Below are 16,423 nucleotides of genomic sequence, written 5' to 3'. Positions count from 1 at the left end.
TGAGGAGAGTCGGATGAAAACCGAACACCGCTCGGGATGCCCTATCAATCTGTCGCTGGAAGTGTTCGGCGATCGCTGGAGCCTGATCATCCTGCGCGACATGATTTTTGGCGGCAAACGCCACTTTCGCGAACTGCTCAACGGCTCGATCGAGGGCATCGCTTCCAATATCCTGGCCGACCGGCTGAAGCGGCTGATGGAACTCGGCATGCTGACCAAGGCCGACGACCCCTCGCACAAGCAGAAGGCGATCTACAGCCTGACCGAGATGGCCATCACGCTGGTGCCGATCATGGCGCATCTCGGCGCTTGGGGCCGCGTCTGGCTGCCGGTGAGCGAGGAGCTTTCGATCCGCGCCGAGCTGCTGGAGAAAGGCGGGCCGCCAATGTGGGAGCAGTTCATGGACGAGTTGCGCCACGACCATCTGGGCATGCCTGTCGCCACACCCGCGCAGCCTTCCGTCCGCGCTACATTGCAGGCCGGATATGAGGCGGTGGTCGCCCGCAAGGCGTCGAGCGGCATCCAGGCCCCGGCCGCTTGACCAACTTATTTCCCCATTATCAGGCCGGCTCTGCTATCAAGGGGCTGAAAAACATAATTTATGGGATGGATAACGCTCTTGGTCGAGAACTCTAAGGATACTGCCCGCGCCCGGGCAGATATGCGTTTCAAGAAGCAGGAAGAGGCCGCCACGGTGCGGCAAAAGGCGATGGCGGAGTATGTCGCCGAGGCCGACGCCCGCCAGGCCAAGACCAACAAGCTCCGGGCATTGCGCCTTGCCAAGGAAGCGGAAGACCTCGCCAACGCCCCTGCCGTTCCGGTCAAGAAAGCGCCCCGAGCCAAGAAAAAATAGCGCGGCCTTCTTCATCGACGCCCGATCTGGATGCCGGCGGATCGTATCCGCCATGTGCCACGATCAGCAATGCTCGCCATTTCCGCTTTCCCGCGCGAAGCAATTTCAACCGCAACCGGGATTTCGCATCCCGCATGTCAGGTCGATGATTGACGCGTTTTGATCAGGAGACAGCCATGACCGCACTGACCCTCGAAAAAGCCAAGCACATCATCGACGCCGCCTTCGCCAAGGGCGCCGAGATGAAGCTCAAACCGCTCGGCGTTTCCGTGCTGGATGCCGGCGCGCATCTCGTCGCCTTCCAGCGTCAGGACGGCGCCTCGTTCCTGCGCCCGCAAATGTCGGCCGGCAAGGCCTATGGGGCGCTGGCCATCGGCATGGGCTCGCGCCGTGTCGAGGCTTTCGCCAAGGAGCGGCCGCATCTCGTCGCCGGCATTTCCGACGTCTCGGGTGGACGCGTATTGCCGGTCGTCGGCGGCGTGCTGATCCGCGACAAGGCAGGCGCCGTCATCGGCGCCGTCGGAATTTCGGGAGATACGTCGGACAATGACGAAGCCGCCGCCATCGCCGGCATCGAAGCCGCCGGCTTCACTGCCGATCCGGGCTGAGGGGGAGCTTCGTCATCCCAGGGCGAAGCAGGAGCGAAGCTACGCGGCGCAGACCCCGGGATGACGACCAGAAAGAGCAGCCACGCCAATCGCGAACGGATGCGACCATCCAACGAAGGCGGCTAGTTCAAATTTATGTCTCTACTCGCCGACCGCATCGACACCGAAAACCCGGCCAGCACATCGAACAGGGCGATCACCATCAGCGTGAAGAAGACGGAGTGCGCCGCGCCCTTCACCAGCAGGAATTCGACCAGGAACGCCACGAAGACCAATGTCGACAACAGATGGTCCATGATCGAAGCGTTGGTGGTGCGCACCGACTTCACCATTTCCAGGAACAGGAAGATCAGCCCGACCACCACCATCAGGTCGCCGAGCGTCATCGAGAACACCCCGCCCGACATCATGCTGAACGAGAAGATCTCGGTCGCCCAAGGATCGTCGCCGCTGCCGAATATTCCGAGGAGTCCGAGATTGTAGGCCACAAAGGGCACGATCAGCAGCGGGATGGCACCGAACATCAGGCGTCTCCTCTAGCAATCCAGGAAAGCGGCTTCCTACAAGAATTGCGTAAACATGGGGGCACCTTCTGTAGAATGCCCCGCAGGCACGCCGTCAAGATTTTTCGCTAGCGCCCGCAAACACGGAAAAAGACCGCGCGAAACAACCCTGTCAGCCGCAATTGCCCGTCTGACCACCGACACGCCGGGATTCAGCGCTTGAACTGGCCTGTCCGCACGGCGGCGCCGATAGCGTTGAGGATGAAAAGGCCGGCGGTCATCGAGGTGATCTCGTTGACGTCGCGCGCCGGCGCGATCTCGACGATGTCGATGCCAACGACACGTCCCTTGGCGAACAGCCCCTTGATCAGTTCGATCGTCTGCCGGTAGCTGATGCCGCCAGGCGCCGGCCCTTCGACCGCCGGCATGACAGCGGGATCGAGACCGTCGGCATCGATGGTCAGGTAATAGCGGCCACGGTCCGGGATGCGCTTGAGCAGCGCCGCCGTACCGATATCCTGCCATTCATTGGCGGTGACGATGTTGGAGCCGTAGGCGCGGGCCGCCTCGACCTCCTCGAGCCGGGCGCTGCCCTGGCCGCGGATGCCGAGCTGGAAAATCCCGGCTATATGCGCCATCTCCGAAGCGCGGCGGATGGGGCTGGAATAGCCTTCGCTGACCCCGTTGACATTGTCGCGCCAGTCGAGATGGGCATCGATCTGAACCAGGGTGATCGGCCCTTCGCCGTCAAGCGCCCGCAGGATCGGGATCGGAATGCCGTGATCGCCGCCAATGGTGATCGGCAAGGCGCCGGCGACGCGGATCTTTCGGATCGCCGCTTCGGCCAACCTGTAGTGGCCGCCGGCGGCATCGCCGGGGACATCGCCGACATCGACCACCTTGACGTCCTGCCCGTCGAACAGGGTTCCGCCAATGTCGAAATCATAGCGGTCGAGCCCGAGGCTGATGCGCTGCGAGGCGCGCCGCACCGCCGTCGGCGCGTTGGTCTGGTCGTTGACCAACTCGTCGATCGTGTAGGGACTGCCGTAAGGCATGCCGATGATGGCGACATCCGCCTTCAGCGCATCGAGGTCCTCGACCAGCGGGAAGTTCATGAAGGTCTGGAAGATATCGCGCGGTGCTGTGGTGAGCTTGGTCATGCGGTCCCTCTGAAGCCGGCCGATCATCGCGCGGAAGCGCCGCGACAAGGCATCACTCAATACAGCACCGCCGCCGCAGCTTGTATCGCCACGGACGCCCGGTCTTTGGCATAGTTGGCGGCGCGACGCGCACCAAACGCAAAAAAACCGGCCAATGGCCGGTTCTTTTGGCATTCAAACCCTTCGAAAGCTGGTCTCAGCTTTCCTTGGGCGTCAGCACCTGGCGACCGCGATACATGCCGGTCTTCAGGTCGATATGGTGCGGGCGGCGCATTTCGCCGGAATTCTTGTCCTCGACATAGGTCGGGGCCTTGAGAGCGTCGGCCGAGCGGCGCATGCCGCGCTTGGACGGAGAGGTTTTTCGTTTCGGAACGGCCATGGATATGCTCCACTACATGGTCAAAATGCCCCGATAGCCCTCGTGAAAGGGCCGCGTCAGGGCCATAATCTGAGAAAGTCGGGTGCCTATACACGCCCTGCGCCGTTTTGGCCAGCACCGTGGCGATTTTTTTTGAGCCGGCAGCGGTTCGACCTAATCAAGACAACCGACATACGCGCCCGAACGGCCGGCGCGGCGTTCGATCAGCGACGCCAGCCGCCGCAGACCCGGACCGGGCTTGGCCGGATTGCGGGCGATCGGATTGGGCAGCGAGACGGCGAGCAATGCCGCCTGCCGCCGCGACAGCTGCTTGGCCGAAACGCCGAAATGATGCTGGGCCGCCGCCTCGATGCCGTAAACGCCCGGCCCCCATTCGGCGATGTTGAGGTAGATCTCCATGATCCGCCGTTTCGACATCACCGCGTCGAAATAGACGGCCAGCGGCAGTTCGACCACCTTGCGCACCGAGCCCAGCGGCCGCGACCACAGGAAAAGGTTCTTCACCGTCTGCATGGTGATGGTCGAGGCGCCGCGCGTCGCCTCGCCGGCCAGCGCATCGTCGACGACGCCGCGCAATTCGCCGAGATCGATGCCGCGATGGAAGCAGAACTGACCGTCCTCCGACATGATCACCGAATTGGCCAGCACCGGCGACACATCGTCGATCGACACCCAGCGCCGGTCGTAGCCGGAAAATGTCGCGAGGTCTTTGACCATCAAGGTCGATATCGGATGCACGAAGGACGGCAGATAGAGGAAGGTCAGCCCAACGGGTATCGCCGCCAGCACGGCGGCGACGACCAGGCAACGCCGGGCGAGGCGCTTCAGACCGGCGGGGTTCACGCGCCTCGGTCGCGCCATCTCAAACCCTTCGGTTTCATGATCGACGATCGGTTCCGTCAAGCCGCCCCCACCCGCGCCACTCTCCCGCCTCCGGCATAATGGCGCGAGGCTTCTTGCGCAACGTCTGAGTGTCGGCTACCGCTCCCGGCCATGACGAAAGACGAGCAATTGGCCTTTGAGGCCGCACTTCTGGGGCGGGCGGCGGCGATCGAGGCCGGGCTCAGGCTGCTGCTCGACGGCCGCACGCTTGCCGGCGAGATCGCCCGGCCGGAGCGTCTGATGGCGGCCATGCGCCATGGCGTGCTGAACGGCGGCAAGCGGCTGCGCCCCTTCCTGCTCATGGAAAGTGCCGCCCTTTTTGGCGCCGATGGCGAGGCGGCGATGCGCGTGGCGGCGGCGCTCGAATGCGTGCATTGCTATTCGCTGATCCATGACGATCTGCCTGCCATGGACGACGACGATCTGCGCCGCGGCCAGCCGACCGTGCACAAGGCCTTCGATGAAGCCACCGCCATACTTGCCGGCGATGCGCTTCTGACGCTTGCCTTCGATGTCCTCGCCGATGAGGCGACGGCGCTGCCGGCGGAGCGCAGGGCGGCGCTGGTGCTGGCGCTGGCGCGCGCCGCCGGCACGGGGGGCATGGTCGGCGGGCAGACGCTCGATCTCGAAGCCGAGCGCAACAGGCCGGACGAGGCCGGCATCGTCCGGCTGCAGGCGATGAAAACCGGCGCGCTGATCCGCTACGCCTGCGAAGCCGGCGCGATCATTGCCGGCGCTGCACCGCAGGACCGCGACCGGCTGGCCGAATTCGGCTCGGCGGTCGGGCTTGCCTTCCAGCTTGCCGACGACCTGCTCGACCTGACCGCCGATGCCAGCCAGATGGGCAAGGCGACCGGCAAGGACGCAGCCGCCGGCAAGGCGACGCTGGTCGCGCTGCATGGCGCGAACTGGGCGCGCAGCCAGCTCCATGGGCTGGTCAAGCAGGCCCATGAATTGCTTGAGCCTTACGGTGAACAGGCAGTCTTGCTGAAGGCAGCGGCAAGCTTCGTTGCAATCCGCAACAACTGAGGTTTGGGCGATCGGATGCCGAACCGTTTTCGGAATTTGTCGGCCTTGCGCTGCCTTGCTTTGGTGTCTCTCAAATGCCCCAAAGCAACTGCGCGCTCTATCTGACCTTGACGACGACCTTGCCCTTGGCGCGTCCTGTTTCGACGTAAGCCAGCGCCTCATTGGTCGCTTCAAAAGGAAAGACCCTGTCGACGACCGGGCGAATCGCCCCATCTTCGATGAGGGACGTGATTTTGCTCAGTTGCTCACCTTGCGCCGACATGAACAGGAACGAAAATCCCACCCCCCGGCGCTTGGCTTTGGTCCTGATACCACGGCTCAGCAGCCGCAGCAGCAGCCTTAGCACCACGTTCAGTCCCTGTTTCCTGGCAAATTCGGGATCCGGAGGACCGGAAATCGAGATGAGCTTCCCACCCGGTTTCAGCACAGTCAGGGATTTCTCAAGCGTCTTGGCGTCCTGGCTGTTCAGGACGACGTCGTAGCCCGACAGGATTTTCTCGAAGTCGTCCTTCCTGTAGTCGACGACGACATCGGCGCCGAGATCCCTGACCAGATCGTTGCTTGCCGCGCCCGCTGTTGTCGCAACGATCGCGCCGAGGTGCTTTGCCAACTGGATGGCGAATGTCCCCACGCCGCCGGAGCCAGCCTGGATGAAGATCTTCTGGCCTGTCTTCAGACCCGCCCTCTCGATGAGAGCCTGCCAGGCGGTCAGACCGACCAGCGGGATCGAGGCCGCCTCTTCCATGCTGAGGTTCGCCGGCTTCAGCGCCACGTCGGCTTCATCGATTGCGATGAATTCGACGAATGTCCCGATCCGGCCGTCGGGCGGCCGCGCATAGACGGCGTCGCCGGGTTTGAATTTGCGGACTTTCGAGCCCACCCTGACAACCCTCCCGGCAACGTCGTGACCGAGGATGAAGGGCCGGCGATAGGGAAGGACGAGTTTGAATTCGCCGGTCCTGATTTTGGAATCCAGCAGGTTCACCCCGGCGGCATGGACCTCGACCAGGACGTCATTGTCCAGCAGCTCCGGCTCCGGCATCTCGGCCAGCCGCAAAATGCCTTTCTTGCTATATTTATCGACAACGAATGCCTTCATGGCAGTGACTTTCTGGAAGTGTCTGTTGGCGTGCCGTTTGTGCGTGAAATTCTTCGTCCCACCGTCGTTCAGACCGGCAGGCGGAACTGCTTGCGCAAGGTCTTGTCGAACATCTCCGCGGGGGCGAAGCGGCGCAGCAGGCTGACCTGGCGCGCTGCCTTGCCGGCGGTGTAGCGCCGTCGCGGACGGGCATCGGTCGCTGCCTTGACGACCACATCCGCCACCACTTCCGGGCGATCGGCCTTGGGCATCTCATCGGCAAGCAGCGCCTTTAGACCGGCGCGCGCCTGATCGTAGTCCTTTAATAGGGAATCCGGCTCGATGCCGTTCTGGTCGAAGACGGTGCGCACGAATGCCGGCTCGATGACCGAGACGCGAATGTTGAAGGCGCGAACCTCATGATCGAGCGATTCCGAATAGCCCTCCAGCGCGTGCTTGACCGCCGAGTAGTGCGCTGAGTATGGCGCGGGCACCAATCCCAGAATCGAGCCGATGTTGACGATGCGCCCTTGGCCGCGGCGCCGCATCGACGGCAACACCGCATTGGTCATGCGCATGACGCCGAACAGATTGACGTCGAACAGAACCTGCACCTGTGCGACCGAAGATTCCTCGGCGCCGCCAAGCAGGCCGACACCGGCATTGTTGACCAAGAGGTCGATGCGGCCGGTCTGGGCCAGCACGGTTGCAACGAGGGCGCTGACGGACTCCCCGTCGGTCACGTCGCAGGTCAGCATGGACACCTTAGCCGGGCCGTTGCCGGCCTTGCTGCGGCTTGTCCCGAAGACGGTATACCCCGCCCGCGCCAAGGCCTCGGCACTGGCGCGGCCGATGCCCGAAGAGGCTCCGGTCACGACTGCGGTCTTTCCAGAGTTCGCATTCATTTTTTATGCTCCAAAGCCACTGGGGCTAGCTTTCGTTCGCTGGTTGAATTATGATCATAATATCAAATTACGACCGTAATGCAATAGCAGAAAGGAATAACAGCCATGCGCTACGAAAAGGGCCGAAAGGACGCCTCCCGCGATCGCATCGTGGAGGTCGCAGCCCAGCGTTTTCGCGGTGACGGCATCGCCGCGTCCGGACTGGCAGCCATTATGGGCGACGCCGGACTGACGAACGGAGCCTTCTATCCGCATTTCCAGTCCAAGGCGGAGCTCGTGCGTGAAAGCCTTGTAGCGGCACTGGAGAGCCAGGTGCAGCAACTGCAGGAGGTATTGGCCGCCGGTGGTCCGGAGATGGGCATAGCGGCGTATCTGTCAGCTGCGCACCGGGACAACCCGGGAACGGGCTGCGCCAACGCCGCGCTGCTCCCGGAACTCGCGCGTCAGCCGCTCGAAACGCGACAAGTCTATACCGAACGCTTGCTGGTTCTGGTGCGCCAGTTGTCTGCAGCGCTTCCGCAGGCCAGGGATCCGGAAGGCGTTGCCATGGGCGTCTTTGCGACCCTCATCGGCGCGCTTCAACTGGCCCGCGCGGTGGCAGGGACCGAATTGTCGGATCGCTTCCTTGCGGCAGGAGCAGATGCCGCGCGCAGGCTGATCCAGCCACGTGACGGCGAGAAGGCATCCTAGAGGTCGGTGGCGGCAGCGGCAAAGGGCAGCCCTGACATCGTCCTCGGGTCGCACACAGGAAGGGCCGGCTTTTGGAGGCGGGCCGAACCGGTATTTCGCTCCGATTCAATCGGGTCTAACGCAGATGCCTGAGCTTGTCGGGATTGCGCATGACATAGACGGCCGCGATCTTCCCGTCCTCGATGTCAAGCGCGGTCGTCTGCAGTTCGCCATCGGCCTCCCGCGTGACGAACCCCGGCAGTCCATTGACGAAGCCGATGCGCACCAGCGTCGAGCGATTGTCGCGCAGCCAGGCCGCGACTTGCGCGTATTGTTTCATGACGGCGTCGAAGCCCAGCACCGGCGCCAAAGCCGCCGAACGCTTGCCGCCGCCATCGGCATGAGCGCTGACATCTTCCGTCAGCAGCGCGCCGAGCGCCTGCATGTCGCCGCTACGCGATGCCGCGAAAAAAGCTTCGGCGATCTCCAGGCCACGCTGCTTCTCCACCTTGAAGCGGGGCCGCGCCTGGCGGACATGGCCCCGTGCGCGAGCGGCAAGCTGGCGGCAGGCGGCTGAATCGCGCTCGATGGCGGTCGCGACCTCCTCGAATTCCAGCCCGAACACATCGTGCAGGAGAAAGGCCGCCCGCTCGAGCGGCGAAAGCCGCTCCAGCGCCAACATCAGCGGCAAGGTGACATCTTCAAGATCGTCCTCTTCGACGATCGGCTCGGGCAGCCAAGGGCCGATATAGGTCTCGCGCTGGCGCCGCGTGGATTTGAGCTGGTCAAGGCAAAGCCGCGTCACCGTGCGGCGCAGGAACGCTTCTGGCTCGCGAACCTGCGAGCGGTCGGTCCCCATCCAGCGGATGAAGGCATCCTGCACGACATCCTCGGCGTCGCTCACCGAGCCCAGCATGCGATAGGCGACCCGCATCAGCTTCGGACGCAGCGGGCCGAAGCCCGCTGCCGCGTCGTCGGGTGCCGTCGCCGTCATCAGGCCGCCTTGGCGCTGGCGCGTATCGTTGCTGCGTCGGTGTAGAGCCCGAAGCCAACGGCGATGCGGTTCCAGCCATTGATGATGTTTATCAAAACGGTGAGCTTCACCTGCTCCTCCTCGGTGAAATGCGCCTTAAGATCATCATAGGCGCTTTCGCGGTCCTGTCCTTCCGAGAGGCGCGTCAGCGCATCGGTCCAGCCGAGCGCGGCACGCTCGCGGTCGCTGTAGCAGGGCGCCTCGCGCCAGGCCGGCAGCAGATAGATGCGCTGCTCGGTCTCGCCATTCTCGCGGGCTTCGGTGGCATGCAGGTTGATGCAGTTGGCGCAGCCATTGATCTGCGACGCCCGAAGCTTCACCAGCTCGTTGAGGCTGTGCTCGAGCCCGGCGGCGACGGAGAGTTCGGTCGATGCACGCTGCCACTGCTTGATCAGCGCAGGGGCGGCGGCGAAGAGGTCGATCTTGGCGGTCATGATTGCAGTCCTTGTGTTGGATACGACATCATGACGAGGCAGGTCCGGCCGGTGTGACATTCAGGCTGGATTTTTTCGAAGGTGCTTTCCCGGCGCGTTCAATCGTCTTTGATCAGCACGATCTTCGCCGGATCGAAATCGATCCCGACCATCGTCCCTTCCGCCACGGCGGGTGTGACATCAGGCGATGTCGCGAACAGTTCGACCGCCGGATCGCTGATCGCGATCCGGTATTCCATGTGGTCGCCGAGATACGAGCTCTTGACCACCTGGCCCTTCATGGTGCCCGCTGGCTGGCCGGGCAAGATGCGCACGGCATTCGGGCGCACAGCGAGCATCGCCGGCCCCGGAGCGTTACCGCGAGCCGGCATGTCGAGCAGCAAGGGTCCGACCTTGACCCTGGCACTGGTCGCACTGCTGGAAAGCACCTCGACGTCGAGCAGATTGGCGTCGCCCATGAAGTCGGCGATGAAACGGTTGGTCGGCTCGTTGTAGAGGTCGCGCGGCGTGCCGTCCTGGGCGACGCGAGCGGCGTTCATGACGATGATGCGGTCGGAGACGGCGAGCGCCTCTTCCTGGTCATGCGTGACATAGACCATGGTCAGCGCCAGATCTTGCTGCAGGCCGCGGATTTCGTCGCGCACCCGCCGGCGCAGCTTGGCGTCGAGATTGGACAGCGGCTCGTCGAACAGCAGCACCTTCGGCTCCAGTACGATGGCGCGCGCCACCGCGACGCGCTGCTGCTGGCCGCCGGACAATTCGCTCGGCTGGCGCTTCTCGTAGCCGGACAGGCCGACAAGCGACAGCTTTTCGGCGGCGCGCTCGGCTGCCTGCGCCTTGCCAAGCCCCATCGCCCGCAGGCCGTAGCTAACATTCTCCATCACGTTCATATGCGGAAACAGCGCATAGGACTGGAACACCATGGAGACATCGCGCTCGGCGGCGGACAGCAAGGTGACGTCCTTGTCGTCGATCAGGATGCGCCCGGTGCTGGTCTGTTCCAGCCCGGCGATCAGCCTGAGCGTCGTGGTCTTGCCGCAACCCGAGGGCCCGAGCAGCGTCACCAGGCTGGCCGCCGCGATGTCGAAGCTGACATTGTCGACGGCGGTCACCGCGCCATATTTCTTGGTGACGCCCTCGAACCGCACCGCTGGCCTGTCCGTCGCAACCGGGGCAGCAGTCTTCGCCGTCTGATCCACGCCGCTTCTCCCCATCAGATTGCTGCCACAACGGCTTCCGGACCAGGCCGGCGCCGGCCGAGCCGGCGTTCGCCGACCAGCAGCTGGATGCCGATGAGGATGACCATCATGACGACGATCATCACCGCCGAATAGACAATCGCGATGCCGTATTCGCCGACATCTGCGCGCCCGACAATGTAGACCGTGGCGAGGTTGAACCGGCCGCTCGCCAGGAAGATGACGGCGCTGACCGCCGTCACCGCGCGCACGAAACTGTAGATCATCGCGGTCACGATCGCCGGCTTCAGGATCGGCAGGATCACCCGCCGCAAGGTAGCAAAAGACCGCGCCCCAAGCGTCAGCGATGCCTCGTCCAGGCTCTTGTCGATCTGGCCGAGATTGGCGAGCCCGGCGCGGATCGCCACCGGCATGTTGCGGAAGATGAAGGAGATGACGATGATCAGCCCGGTGCCCGTCAACTGCACAGGCGGCACGTTGAAGGCAAGGATATAGCTGACGCCGATCACCGTGCCGGGAATGGCAAAGCTCATCATCGCCAGGAATTCGAACATGGTGCGCCCGGCGAAACGCTGCCGGTCGAGCAGATAGGCCGTCAGGATGCCGAGCGCCGCGGTGAACGGCATCGCCACCAGCGCCAGGCCGATGGTCATCAGCAGCGACGGCCAGGCCGAGCCGCTGAAAAACCAGCCATTGACGCCTTTCTCGATCGAAAAGGCGGTGAGGAAATATTCGAGCGTCGGCGTGTTGTCGCGCCCGATCGATTGCACGAAACCGCCGCACAGGATGATGCCGTAGACCACGATGGTCAGAACCAGCCACGGAACGACGGCGGCGTAGCAGCCGATCCGCAAGGCCTTGGGCAGCGTCGCCGGTACGCCGCCATCGCCCTTGCCTGCGACGGTGACGTAGCTGCGGCTGCCGATCCAGCGGCGCTGGATGACGAAGGCTGCCAGCGTGAACATCAACAGGACGATCGCCAGCACCGCCGCGCGGCCCTGGTCGTGCGCCGCACCGACCACAGCAAAGAAGATGTCGGTTGACAGCACGTTGAAGTTTCCGCCCAGCACCAGCGGATTGGCGAAATCGGCCATGCTCTCGATAAACGAAATCAGGAAGGCGCTGGCCAGCCCTGGCCGGATCAACGGCCAGGTGACGGTGCGAAATGTGCGCCAGCGGCTGGCGCGCAGGGTTTGTGATGCTTCCTCCATGCTTGGGCTGACCCCTTGCAGCACGCCGACCAGAACCAGGAAGGCGATCGGCGTGAAGGCCAGCACCTGCGCGATGGTGATGCCGGCCATGCCATAGATCCAGCGGCTGCGCGGAATGCCGAGATGCACCGACATGAGGTTGGTGACGATGCCGGCGCGGCCGAAAAGCAGGATCAGCGCCAGGCCGATGACGAAGGGCGGCGTGATGATCGGCAGGATGGACAGGCCGCGCAGCAGCCATTTGGCCGGCAGCTTGGTGCGAAGCGCAATCAGCGCCAGAGCCAGCCCAAGCGCCGTGCAGAAAAAGCCGACGAGGACTGCGATCGCCACCGTGTTCCACGCGACGCCGCAGGAGCCCTCGCCATAGAGGCAGCGCAGGCTCCATATATTGGCGCTGAAGATCTTTTCGAAGAACAGCGCCGGCACGACATTGCCGTCATTATCCTTGATGGCCGAGGTGAGGATCGACAGCAGCGGATAGGCGACGAACAGGATCAGCGAAGCAATCACGATTGAGAGCGAGCCGACGACGAAACGGTCGCCCTTGCACCAGCCGCGCGCGGCGAGCGCCTCGGCGATGAACATCTGCATCGACACGGCATAGAGCGCCGCACCCCAGCCGAGCCCCGGCTGTATCGGTCCCGGCGTGCCGGCGATCTGGGTAAGCAAGCCAAATCCCCAGCCCGAATGGATGATGGAAAAGCCTTCGATGGCCAGCCACAGCAGGCCCGCCGCGCCTGCAACCGCCAGGCTCTTGGGGTTGTTGCGCGCCACCAGCCAGCTCGCCAGCAGAAGCGGCAGGACAAGCGGCAACAGCCAGGGCCGGCCACCGAGCGCCAGCATGATGGCCGGCGTCGCATCCGCCGGCTGTGCCAGCCAGTCGAACGACAGGAAGCCGCCTTCGACCTTGTACCAAGGCAAGAGCACGAAGCTCGCCCACGCGGCCATCACCCAGGCGAGCGCGCTGCGTCCAGGAGCGGAACTGACCATGGAACCGGCCGCGGCCATTCAATGTCTTTCTGTGCCAAGGATGGTGCGCCGGCTGCCGCGAGGGGCAGCCGGCGATCAGATGCTAGAGTGAGCTCGAAAGAACGCGCTCAGCCGCCATTGCGGACCTCATCCGTGAACTTCTTCAACAGCCGCTTGCGTTCGGCCGACGAGCCGTATTTGGCGAAGTCGTAGTCGATCAGCTTGATCTTCGAGAGGTCCGGCGCCTCGGGCGGCACCGGCGTGGCGGTGTTCGACGGGATCTGGAAGCTGCCGTTCGGCGCCGCGAGCTTCTGCGCGTCCGGGCTCAGCGCCCAGTCGTAGAATTTCTGCGCCTTTTCGACATGCTTGGCGCCCGTCACGATGCTCATCGAGCCGATCTCGAAGCCGGTGCCCTCGCAAGGCGAAACCACCTTCACCGCCGGGTTCTGCTTGGCCGCGTTGATGACGTCGTGCTGGAAGGAGATGCCGATCAGCGTCTCGCCCTTGCCGACGGCGAGCGCCGGCGCGGCCCCTGCCTTGGTGTATTCGGCGATGTTCTTGTTGAGCTGCTTGAGATAGACGAATGCCTTGTCCTCGCCCATCAGCTGGACGATGGTGGCAAGCATGGTCCAGGCCGTGCCCGATGAATTCGGGTCGGCCATCTCGATCTCGCCCTGGAATTCCGGCTTGACCAGATCGGCCCAGCACGCCGGCGCGGTCAGCCCGTGCTGCTTCAGATCTTCCTCATTGTAGCCATAGCCGAGTGCACCGAGATAAATGCCGACCGTGCGGTTCTTCGACCTGTCGGCCTGCTTCAGCGCCCAGTCGCGCAAGTTTGCCAGTTGCGGCGACTTGTATTCCTGGGTGAGGCCCTCTTCCGCCGCCTGCAGATGCGGGTCGCCGGTGCCGCCCCACCAGATATCGGCTTGCGGATTGTCCTTCTCGGCCCGGAGGCGGGCGTAGATTTCGCCGGCGCTCATGCGGGTCATGTCGACGCTGACGCCCGTCTCCTTCTGGTAGGTGGTCGCCATCGCCCGGCACCAGGCCTCGTCGACGGCGCAATACATTGTTAGGCTGCCGTCGGCCGCCTGGGCGGCACCCGCCAATCCGAACATGGCCAGCGCCGCGCCAAGGCCAAGCCAGGCGGCGCACAAGCCTTGCTTACTGTCAAATGTCTTCATCGATATTCCTCCCTATCTTCACACTGAAACGATCTACCCGTCGTCGAGCGGCACTCCGATCACCTGGGACAATGTCGCCGCAACACCGGGTGCTGCCGCAAGCACGGGATTGCCCTTCGCCATGCCGTCGCCGTCGAGGAACCGGTTCACCCGGCCGCCGGCCTCCTCCACCAGCAGCAATCCGGCCAGGCAGTCCCACGAATTGATGTGCAGCTCGGCATAGGCATCCGAGCGGCCGTCGGCCACATAGGCCAGCCCAAGCGCTCCGGAGCCGGAGCGCCGCACATTGGCGCCGAGTGCCCAGACAAGGCTCACCTTGTCCAGATAGTCGCGATTGGGAATCCTGGGCGACCAGCCGAATTCGACAAAGGCGCGGTCGAACGCTTTCGTCGGCGACACATGGATCGGCGCGCCATTGCGAGTAGCGCCTTGCCCGCGACGGGCAAAATACGTTTCGCCGATGGCCGGATTGGCAATGCCGCCGATCTCGCTGCGGCCGTCCTCTACGAAAGCTATCGAAATGCAGAAATGCGGAATACCGCGCATGAAATTGGCGGTGCCGTCGATCGGGTCGACGACCCACATGCGGGCAGAGCCGATGCCGCCGCCTTCCTCGCCCAAAAACCCGTCCTGCGGAAAAGCCTCTGCCAGCGTCGCGCGGATGTGCTCCTCGACCTTGCCGTCGGTTTCAGTGAGAAAATCCTGCGGGCCTTTCATCGCCACCGGCTGGACGGCGCCCTGCCGGGCATAGCCTTCCATCGCCAGTTGCCCGGCCGTGACAAGCAGTTTCCGGCAGACCTCGGCACGCCTGTCCATCTCGGCCTTGGACAGCCGGTCCGCCTTCGGATGCGCCGCCGCCCTGCTCATGCAGCCGGTCCGGACAATCGCGCCCTCAATGCCGTCTTCGGCGAAATGGACAGGGTATTCCTCCGATGCCACTCTTGAGCCGGCTTGTATTGCACGGCTGTGCAAAGCTGTTGCATTCCGCCATGCCTGTCAAGTGCGGTGGGTGGCAATGGCAGAAGAGTTGCATTACATTGCACGGGCGTGCAAAGAATCACGAAAACAGCAGCGAGAGCGTTCGCTTGACGGTTCCGAGAATCCGCACCGGTTTTTCCAGCGCCCAGCAGGTTGCCGACCTCGCCGGGGTTTCGCGCTCGGCCGTGTCACGTACCTTCACGCCCGGCGCTTCCGTTTCCGGGGAAACCCGCGAGCGGGTGATGCTGGCGGCCGAGCAACTCGGCTATCACGTCAACCATCTGGCTCGCGGCCTGATGCGGGCCTCGACCGGCATTGTCTGCCTCATCGTTGCCGATGGCGACACGCCCTATCATGCCCGCCTGCAGAAGGCGCTGACCCAACATCTGCGGGACGCCGGCAAAATGGCCATGGTGTTCAACACCTCCGGCCCCAGCCACCATGTCGACCAGGCGCTGCGCAACACGCTGAACTATCGCGCCGATGCGAGCATCGTTCTGTCCGGCTCGCCGCCGCAGTTGCTGATCCGCACCTGTCTTGAGAGCGGCCAGCGGCTGGTGCTGATCAATCGCGATGACCGCTTCGACGGCCCGCACAATATCGGTGTCGACAATGCTGCAGCCGCAGAGGCAGCGCTGCATGCCTTCATCCGGGCCGGCTGTACCCGCCCCGCCCTGGTGACCTCGGCTGCCGGCACGCCCAGCCTGCTCTCCCGCGAAACCGCCTTCCTTACCGCCGCGCAGAAGGAAGGGCTGGAGGTGACCGTGTGGCGCGAGGGCCGCACCGGCTATGCCACCGGAGCCGATGGCGCCAGGCGGCTCTTTTCCGGCCGGCAGCGACCGGATGCGGCGTTCTGCGTGACCGACCTGATTGCGTGCGGCTTTCTCGATGCGGCCCGCCACGAGTTCGGCATCAGCGTACCCCGCGATCTCTGCGTCATCGGCTTTGACGACATTGAACAGGCCGACTGGGCCTCTTACCGGCTGACGACGTTCTCGCCGCCGATCGAGGAGATCGCCAGGCGCGCCGTGCGGCTCGCGACCGGCGCGCGGGAGGAGGCTGGCAGCCGTCTGATCTGCCATGCGCCCATGGTCTGGCGCAGCACGGTGAGGCCGGGCCAGGGCTGATGCGAAACATGTGTCGGTCAAGACGGGAAACGTACTGATGTCCAAGAAAAAGGCCAGGAAGACCCGCCAGGCGGCAAGACCGGTGGAGATAGCTGTAGGCCCCGAAATCCGGAGCATGATGCGCAAGTTTGGCCTGACCGAGGAAGAAGCACTGCGCATGATGCGCGAATGCGATGCCACCCTCTATGGCGCCAACTCCGGGCACGTGCAGCCAGGATCTTGACG

Annotated in this window: 19 protein-coding genes; 7 read left to right on the top strand and 12 right to left on the bottom strand. The window is 63.9% G+C overall.

Annotation, left to right across the window (positions count from 1 at the left end; all coding sequences use genetic code 11):
• Window positions 1–13: 13 nt before the first annotated feature.
• From NKJ76_RS25040 to NKJ76_RS25030, 3 genes are all read left to right on the top strand, one after another.
• On the top strand, window positions 14–541 hold the full coding sequence (locus tag NKJ76_RS25040; protein ID WP_023818416.1) for a winged helix-turn-helix transcriptional regulator: 528 nt from the start codon (window positions 14–16) through the stop codon (window positions 539–541).
• Window positions 542–619: 78 nt separating this feature from the next.
• Entirely contained in the window at window positions 620–853 is a 234-nt protein-coding gene (locus NKJ76_RS25035) for a hypothetical protein (protein ID WP_023684002.1), read from the top strand.
• A 176-nt stretch (window positions 854–1,029) separates the two neighbouring features.
• Window positions 1,030–1,461 carry a GlcG/HbpS family heme-binding protein gene (locus NKJ76_RS25030; protein WP_023733046.1) on the top strand — a complete coding sequence of 144 codons (432 nt, stop codon included), beginning with the start codon at window positions 1,030–1,032 and terminating at the stop codon, window positions 1,459–1,461.
• Window positions 1,462–1,583: 122 nt separating this feature from the next.
• Here NKJ76_RS25030 and NKJ76_RS25025 read toward each other — a convergent pair whose 3' ends face one another.
• The 4 genes from NKJ76_RS25025 to NKJ76_RS25010 all read right to left on the bottom strand — a co-directional run bounded on the left by NKJ76_RS25025 (window position 1,584) and on the right by NKJ76_RS25010 (window position 4,364).
• The gene (locus tag NKJ76_RS25025; RefSeq protein ID WP_023752896.1) at window positions 1,584–1,985 is read right to left on the bottom strand and encodes a hypothetical protein; all 402 of its coding nucleotides are present in this window, start codon (window positions 1,983–1,985) and stop codon (window positions 1,584–1,586) included.
• Between the two features lie 191 nt (window positions 1,986–2,176).
• Window positions 2,177–3,124 (bottom strand): agmatinase, encoded by a 948-nt coding sequence (locus tag NKJ76_RS25020; protein WP_352538603.1) that lies wholly within the window; start codon window positions 3,122–3,124, stop codon window positions 2,177–2,179.
• A 196-nt stretch (window positions 3,125–3,320) separates the two neighbouring features.
• A complete protein-coding gene (gene rpmF / locus NKJ76_RS25015) occupies window positions 3,321–3,503 on the bottom strand; it encodes a 50S ribosomal protein L32 (protein ID WP_008834724.1) in 183 nt (60 codons plus the stop codon).
• Window positions 3,504–3,656: 153 nt separating this feature from the next.
• The gene (locus NKJ76_RS25010; RefSeq protein ID WP_352538655.1) at window positions 3,657–4,364 is read right to left on the bottom strand and encodes a biosynthetic peptidoglycan transglycosylase; all 708 of its coding nucleotides are present in this window, start codon (window positions 4,362–4,364) and stop codon (window positions 3,657–3,659) included.
• 132 nt (window positions 4,365–4,496) lie between these two features.
• Here NKJ76_RS25010 and NKJ76_RS25005 point away from each other — a divergent pair, with 132 nt between their 5' ends.
• Window positions 4,497–5,414, top strand: coding sequence for a polyprenyl synthetase family protein (locus tag NKJ76_RS25005; RefSeq protein ID WP_023818415.1), 918 nt, complete (start codon window positions 4,497–4,499; stop codon window positions 5,412–5,414).
• A gap of 97 nt (window positions 5,415–5,511) precedes the next feature.
• On the opposite strand, the gene NKJ76_RS25000 is transcribed toward NKJ76_RS25005, so the two are convergent.
• Together NKJ76_RS25000 and NKJ76_RS24995 are read right to left on the bottom strand one after the other, a co-directional pair.
• A complete protein-coding gene (locus tag NKJ76_RS25000; RefSeq protein WP_023818414.1) occupies window positions 5,512–6,513 on the bottom strand; it encodes an NADP-dependent oxidoreductase in 1,002 nt (333 codons plus the stop codon).
• A 68-nt stretch (window positions 6,514–6,581) separates the two neighbouring features.
• On the bottom strand, window positions 6,582–7,397 hold the full coding sequence (locus NKJ76_RS24995; protein ID WP_352538602.1) for an oxidoreductase: 816 nt from the start codon (window positions 7,395–7,397) through the stop codon (window positions 6,582–6,584).
• A 105-nt stretch (window positions 7,398–7,502) separates the two neighbouring features.
• Between NKJ76_RS24995 and NKJ76_RS24990 the strand changes: the two genes are divergently transcribed.
• Window positions 7,503–8,087 carry a TetR/AcrR family transcriptional regulator gene (locus tag NKJ76_RS24990; protein ID WP_023818413.1) on the top strand — a complete coding sequence of 195 codons (585 nt, stop codon included), beginning with the start codon at window positions 7,503–7,505 and terminating at the stop codon, window positions 8,085–8,087.
• 115 nt (window positions 8,088–8,202) lie between these two features.
• On the opposite strand, the gene NKJ76_RS24985 is transcribed toward NKJ76_RS24990, so the two are convergent.
• The 6 genes from NKJ76_RS24985 to NKJ76_RS24960 form a co-directional block, all read right to left on the bottom strand.
• The gene (locus tag NKJ76_RS24985; protein WP_352538601.1) at window positions 8,203–9,060 is read right to left on the bottom strand and encodes a sigma-70 family RNA polymerase sigma factor; all 858 of its coding nucleotides are present in this window, start codon (window positions 9,058–9,060) and stop codon (window positions 8,203–8,205) included.
• The gene (locus NKJ76_RS24980; protein WP_023673089.1) at window positions 9,060–9,533 is read right to left on the bottom strand and encodes a carboxymuconolactone decarboxylase family protein; all 474 of its coding nucleotides are present in this window, start codon (window positions 9,531–9,533) and stop codon (window positions 9,060–9,062) included. Before NKJ76_RS24980 ends, NKJ76_RS24985 begins: the two co-directional genes overlap by 1 nt.
• A 98-nt stretch (window positions 9,534–9,631) precedes the next feature.
• Entirely contained in the window at window positions 9,632–10,732 is a 1,101-nt protein-coding gene (locus NKJ76_RS24975) for an ABC transporter ATP-binding protein (RefSeq protein ID WP_352538600.1), read from the bottom strand.
• A gap of 14 nt (window positions 10,733–10,746) precedes the next feature.
• Window positions 10,747–12,951, bottom strand: a complete 2,205-nt coding sequence (locus NKJ76_RS24970) for an ABC transporter permease (RefSeq protein WP_502902340.1) — start codon at window positions 12,949–12,951, stop codon at window positions 10,747–10,749.
• An 89-nt stretch (window positions 12,952–13,040) separates the two neighbouring features.
• Window positions 13,041–14,066 (bottom strand): ABC transporter substrate-binding protein, encoded by a 1,026-nt coding sequence (locus NKJ76_RS24965; protein WP_502902343.1) that lies wholly within the window; start codon window positions 14,064–14,066, stop codon window positions 13,041–13,043.
• Between the two features lie 60 nt (window positions 14,067–14,126).
• Window positions 14,127–14,960: an inositol monophosphatase family protein gene (locus tag NKJ76_RS24960; protein ID WP_352538598.1), complete on the bottom strand. Its 834-nt coding sequence runs from the start codon at window positions 14,958–14,960 to the stop codon at window positions 14,127–14,129.
• 218 nt (window positions 14,961–15,178) lie between these two features.
• Here NKJ76_RS24960 and NKJ76_RS24955 point away from each other — a divergent pair, with 218 nt between their 5' ends.
• Window positions 15,179–16,198 (top strand): LacI family DNA-binding transcriptional regulator, encoded by a 1,020-nt coding sequence (locus tag NKJ76_RS24955; protein ID WP_352538597.1) that lies wholly within the window; start codon window positions 15,179–15,181, stop codon window positions 16,196–16,198.
• A 37-nt stretch (window positions 16,199–16,235) separates the two neighbouring features.
• Window positions 16,236–16,421: a hypothetical protein gene (locus NKJ76_RS24950; protein ID WP_023684018.1), complete on the top strand. Its 186-nt coding sequence runs from the start codon at window positions 16,236–16,238 to the stop codon at window positions 16,419–16,421.
• The last annotated feature ends 2 nt before the right edge of the window (window positions 16,422–16,423 follow it).

The sequence above is a fragment of the Mesorhizobium sp. M0029 genome, assembly GCF_040323735.1.
Classification (GTDB): domain Bacteria; phylum Pseudomonadota; class Alphaproteobacteria; order Rhizobiales; family Rhizobiaceae; genus Mesorhizobium.
This window is presented reverse-complemented; position numbering and strand designations above follow the sequence as displayed.

Bases quoted from the DNA above. Each gene is read 5' to 3' on its own strand.
- NKJ76_RS25025 (WP_023752896.1), bottom strand. From the start codon at position 1,985: ATGTTCGGTGCCATCCCGCTGCTGATCGTGCCCTTTGTGGCCTACAAT.
- NKJ76_RS24960 (WP_352538598.1), bottom strand. From the start codon at position 14,960: ATGAGCAGGGCGGCGGCGCATCCGAAGGCGGACCGGCTGTCCAAGGCC.
- NKJ76_RS24980 (WP_023673089.1), bottom strand. From the start codon at position 9,533: ATGACCGCCAAGATCGACCTCTTCGCCGCCGCCCCTGCGCTGATCAAG.
- NKJ76_RS24985 (WP_352538601.1), bottom strand. From the start codon at position 9,060: ATGACGGCGACGGCACCCGACGACGCGGCAGCGGGCTTCGGCCCGCTG.
- NKJ76_RS24970 (WP_502902340.1), bottom strand. From the start codon at position 12,951: ATGGCCGCGGCCGGTTCCATGGTCAGTTCCGCTCCTGGACGCAGCGCG.
- NKJ76_RS24950 (WP_023684018.1), top strand. From the start codon at position 16,236: ATGTCCAAGAAAAAGGCCAGGAAGACCCGCCAGGCGGCAAGACCGGTG.
- rpmF (WP_008834724.1), bottom strand. From the start codon at position 3,503: ATGGCCGTTCCGAAACGAAAAACCTCTCCGTCCAAGCGCGGCATGCGC.
- NKJ76_RS25000 (WP_023818414.1), bottom strand. From the start codon at position 6,513: ATGAAGGCATTCGTTGTCGATAAATATAGCAAGAAAGGCATTTTGCGG.
- NKJ76_RS25005 (WP_023818415.1), top strand. From the start codon at position 4,497: ATGACGAAAGACGAGCAATTGGCCTTTGAGGCCGCACTTCTGGGGCGG.
- NKJ76_RS25040 (WP_023818416.1), top strand. From the start codon at position 14: ATGAAAACCGAACACCGCTCGGGATGCCCTATCAATCTGTCGCTGGAA.
- NKJ76_RS25020 (WP_352538603.1), bottom strand. From the start codon at position 3,124: ATGACCAAGCTCACCACAGCACCGCGCGATATCTTCCAGACCTTCATG.
- NKJ76_RS24990 (WP_023818413.1), top strand. From the start codon at position 7,503: ATGCGCTACGAAAAGGGCCGAAAGGACGCCTCCCGCGATCGCATCGTG.
- NKJ76_RS25030 (WP_023733046.1), top strand. From the start codon at position 1,030: ATGACCGCACTGACCCTCGAAAAAGCCAAGCACATCATCGACGCCGCC.
- NKJ76_RS25010 (WP_352538655.1), bottom strand. From the start codon at position 4,364: ATGGCGCGACCGAGGCGCGTGAACCCCGCCGGTCTGAAGCGCCTCGCC.
- NKJ76_RS24995 (WP_352538602.1), bottom strand. From the start codon at position 7,397: ATGAATGCGAACTCTGGAAAGACCGCAGTCGTGACCGGAGCCTCTTCG.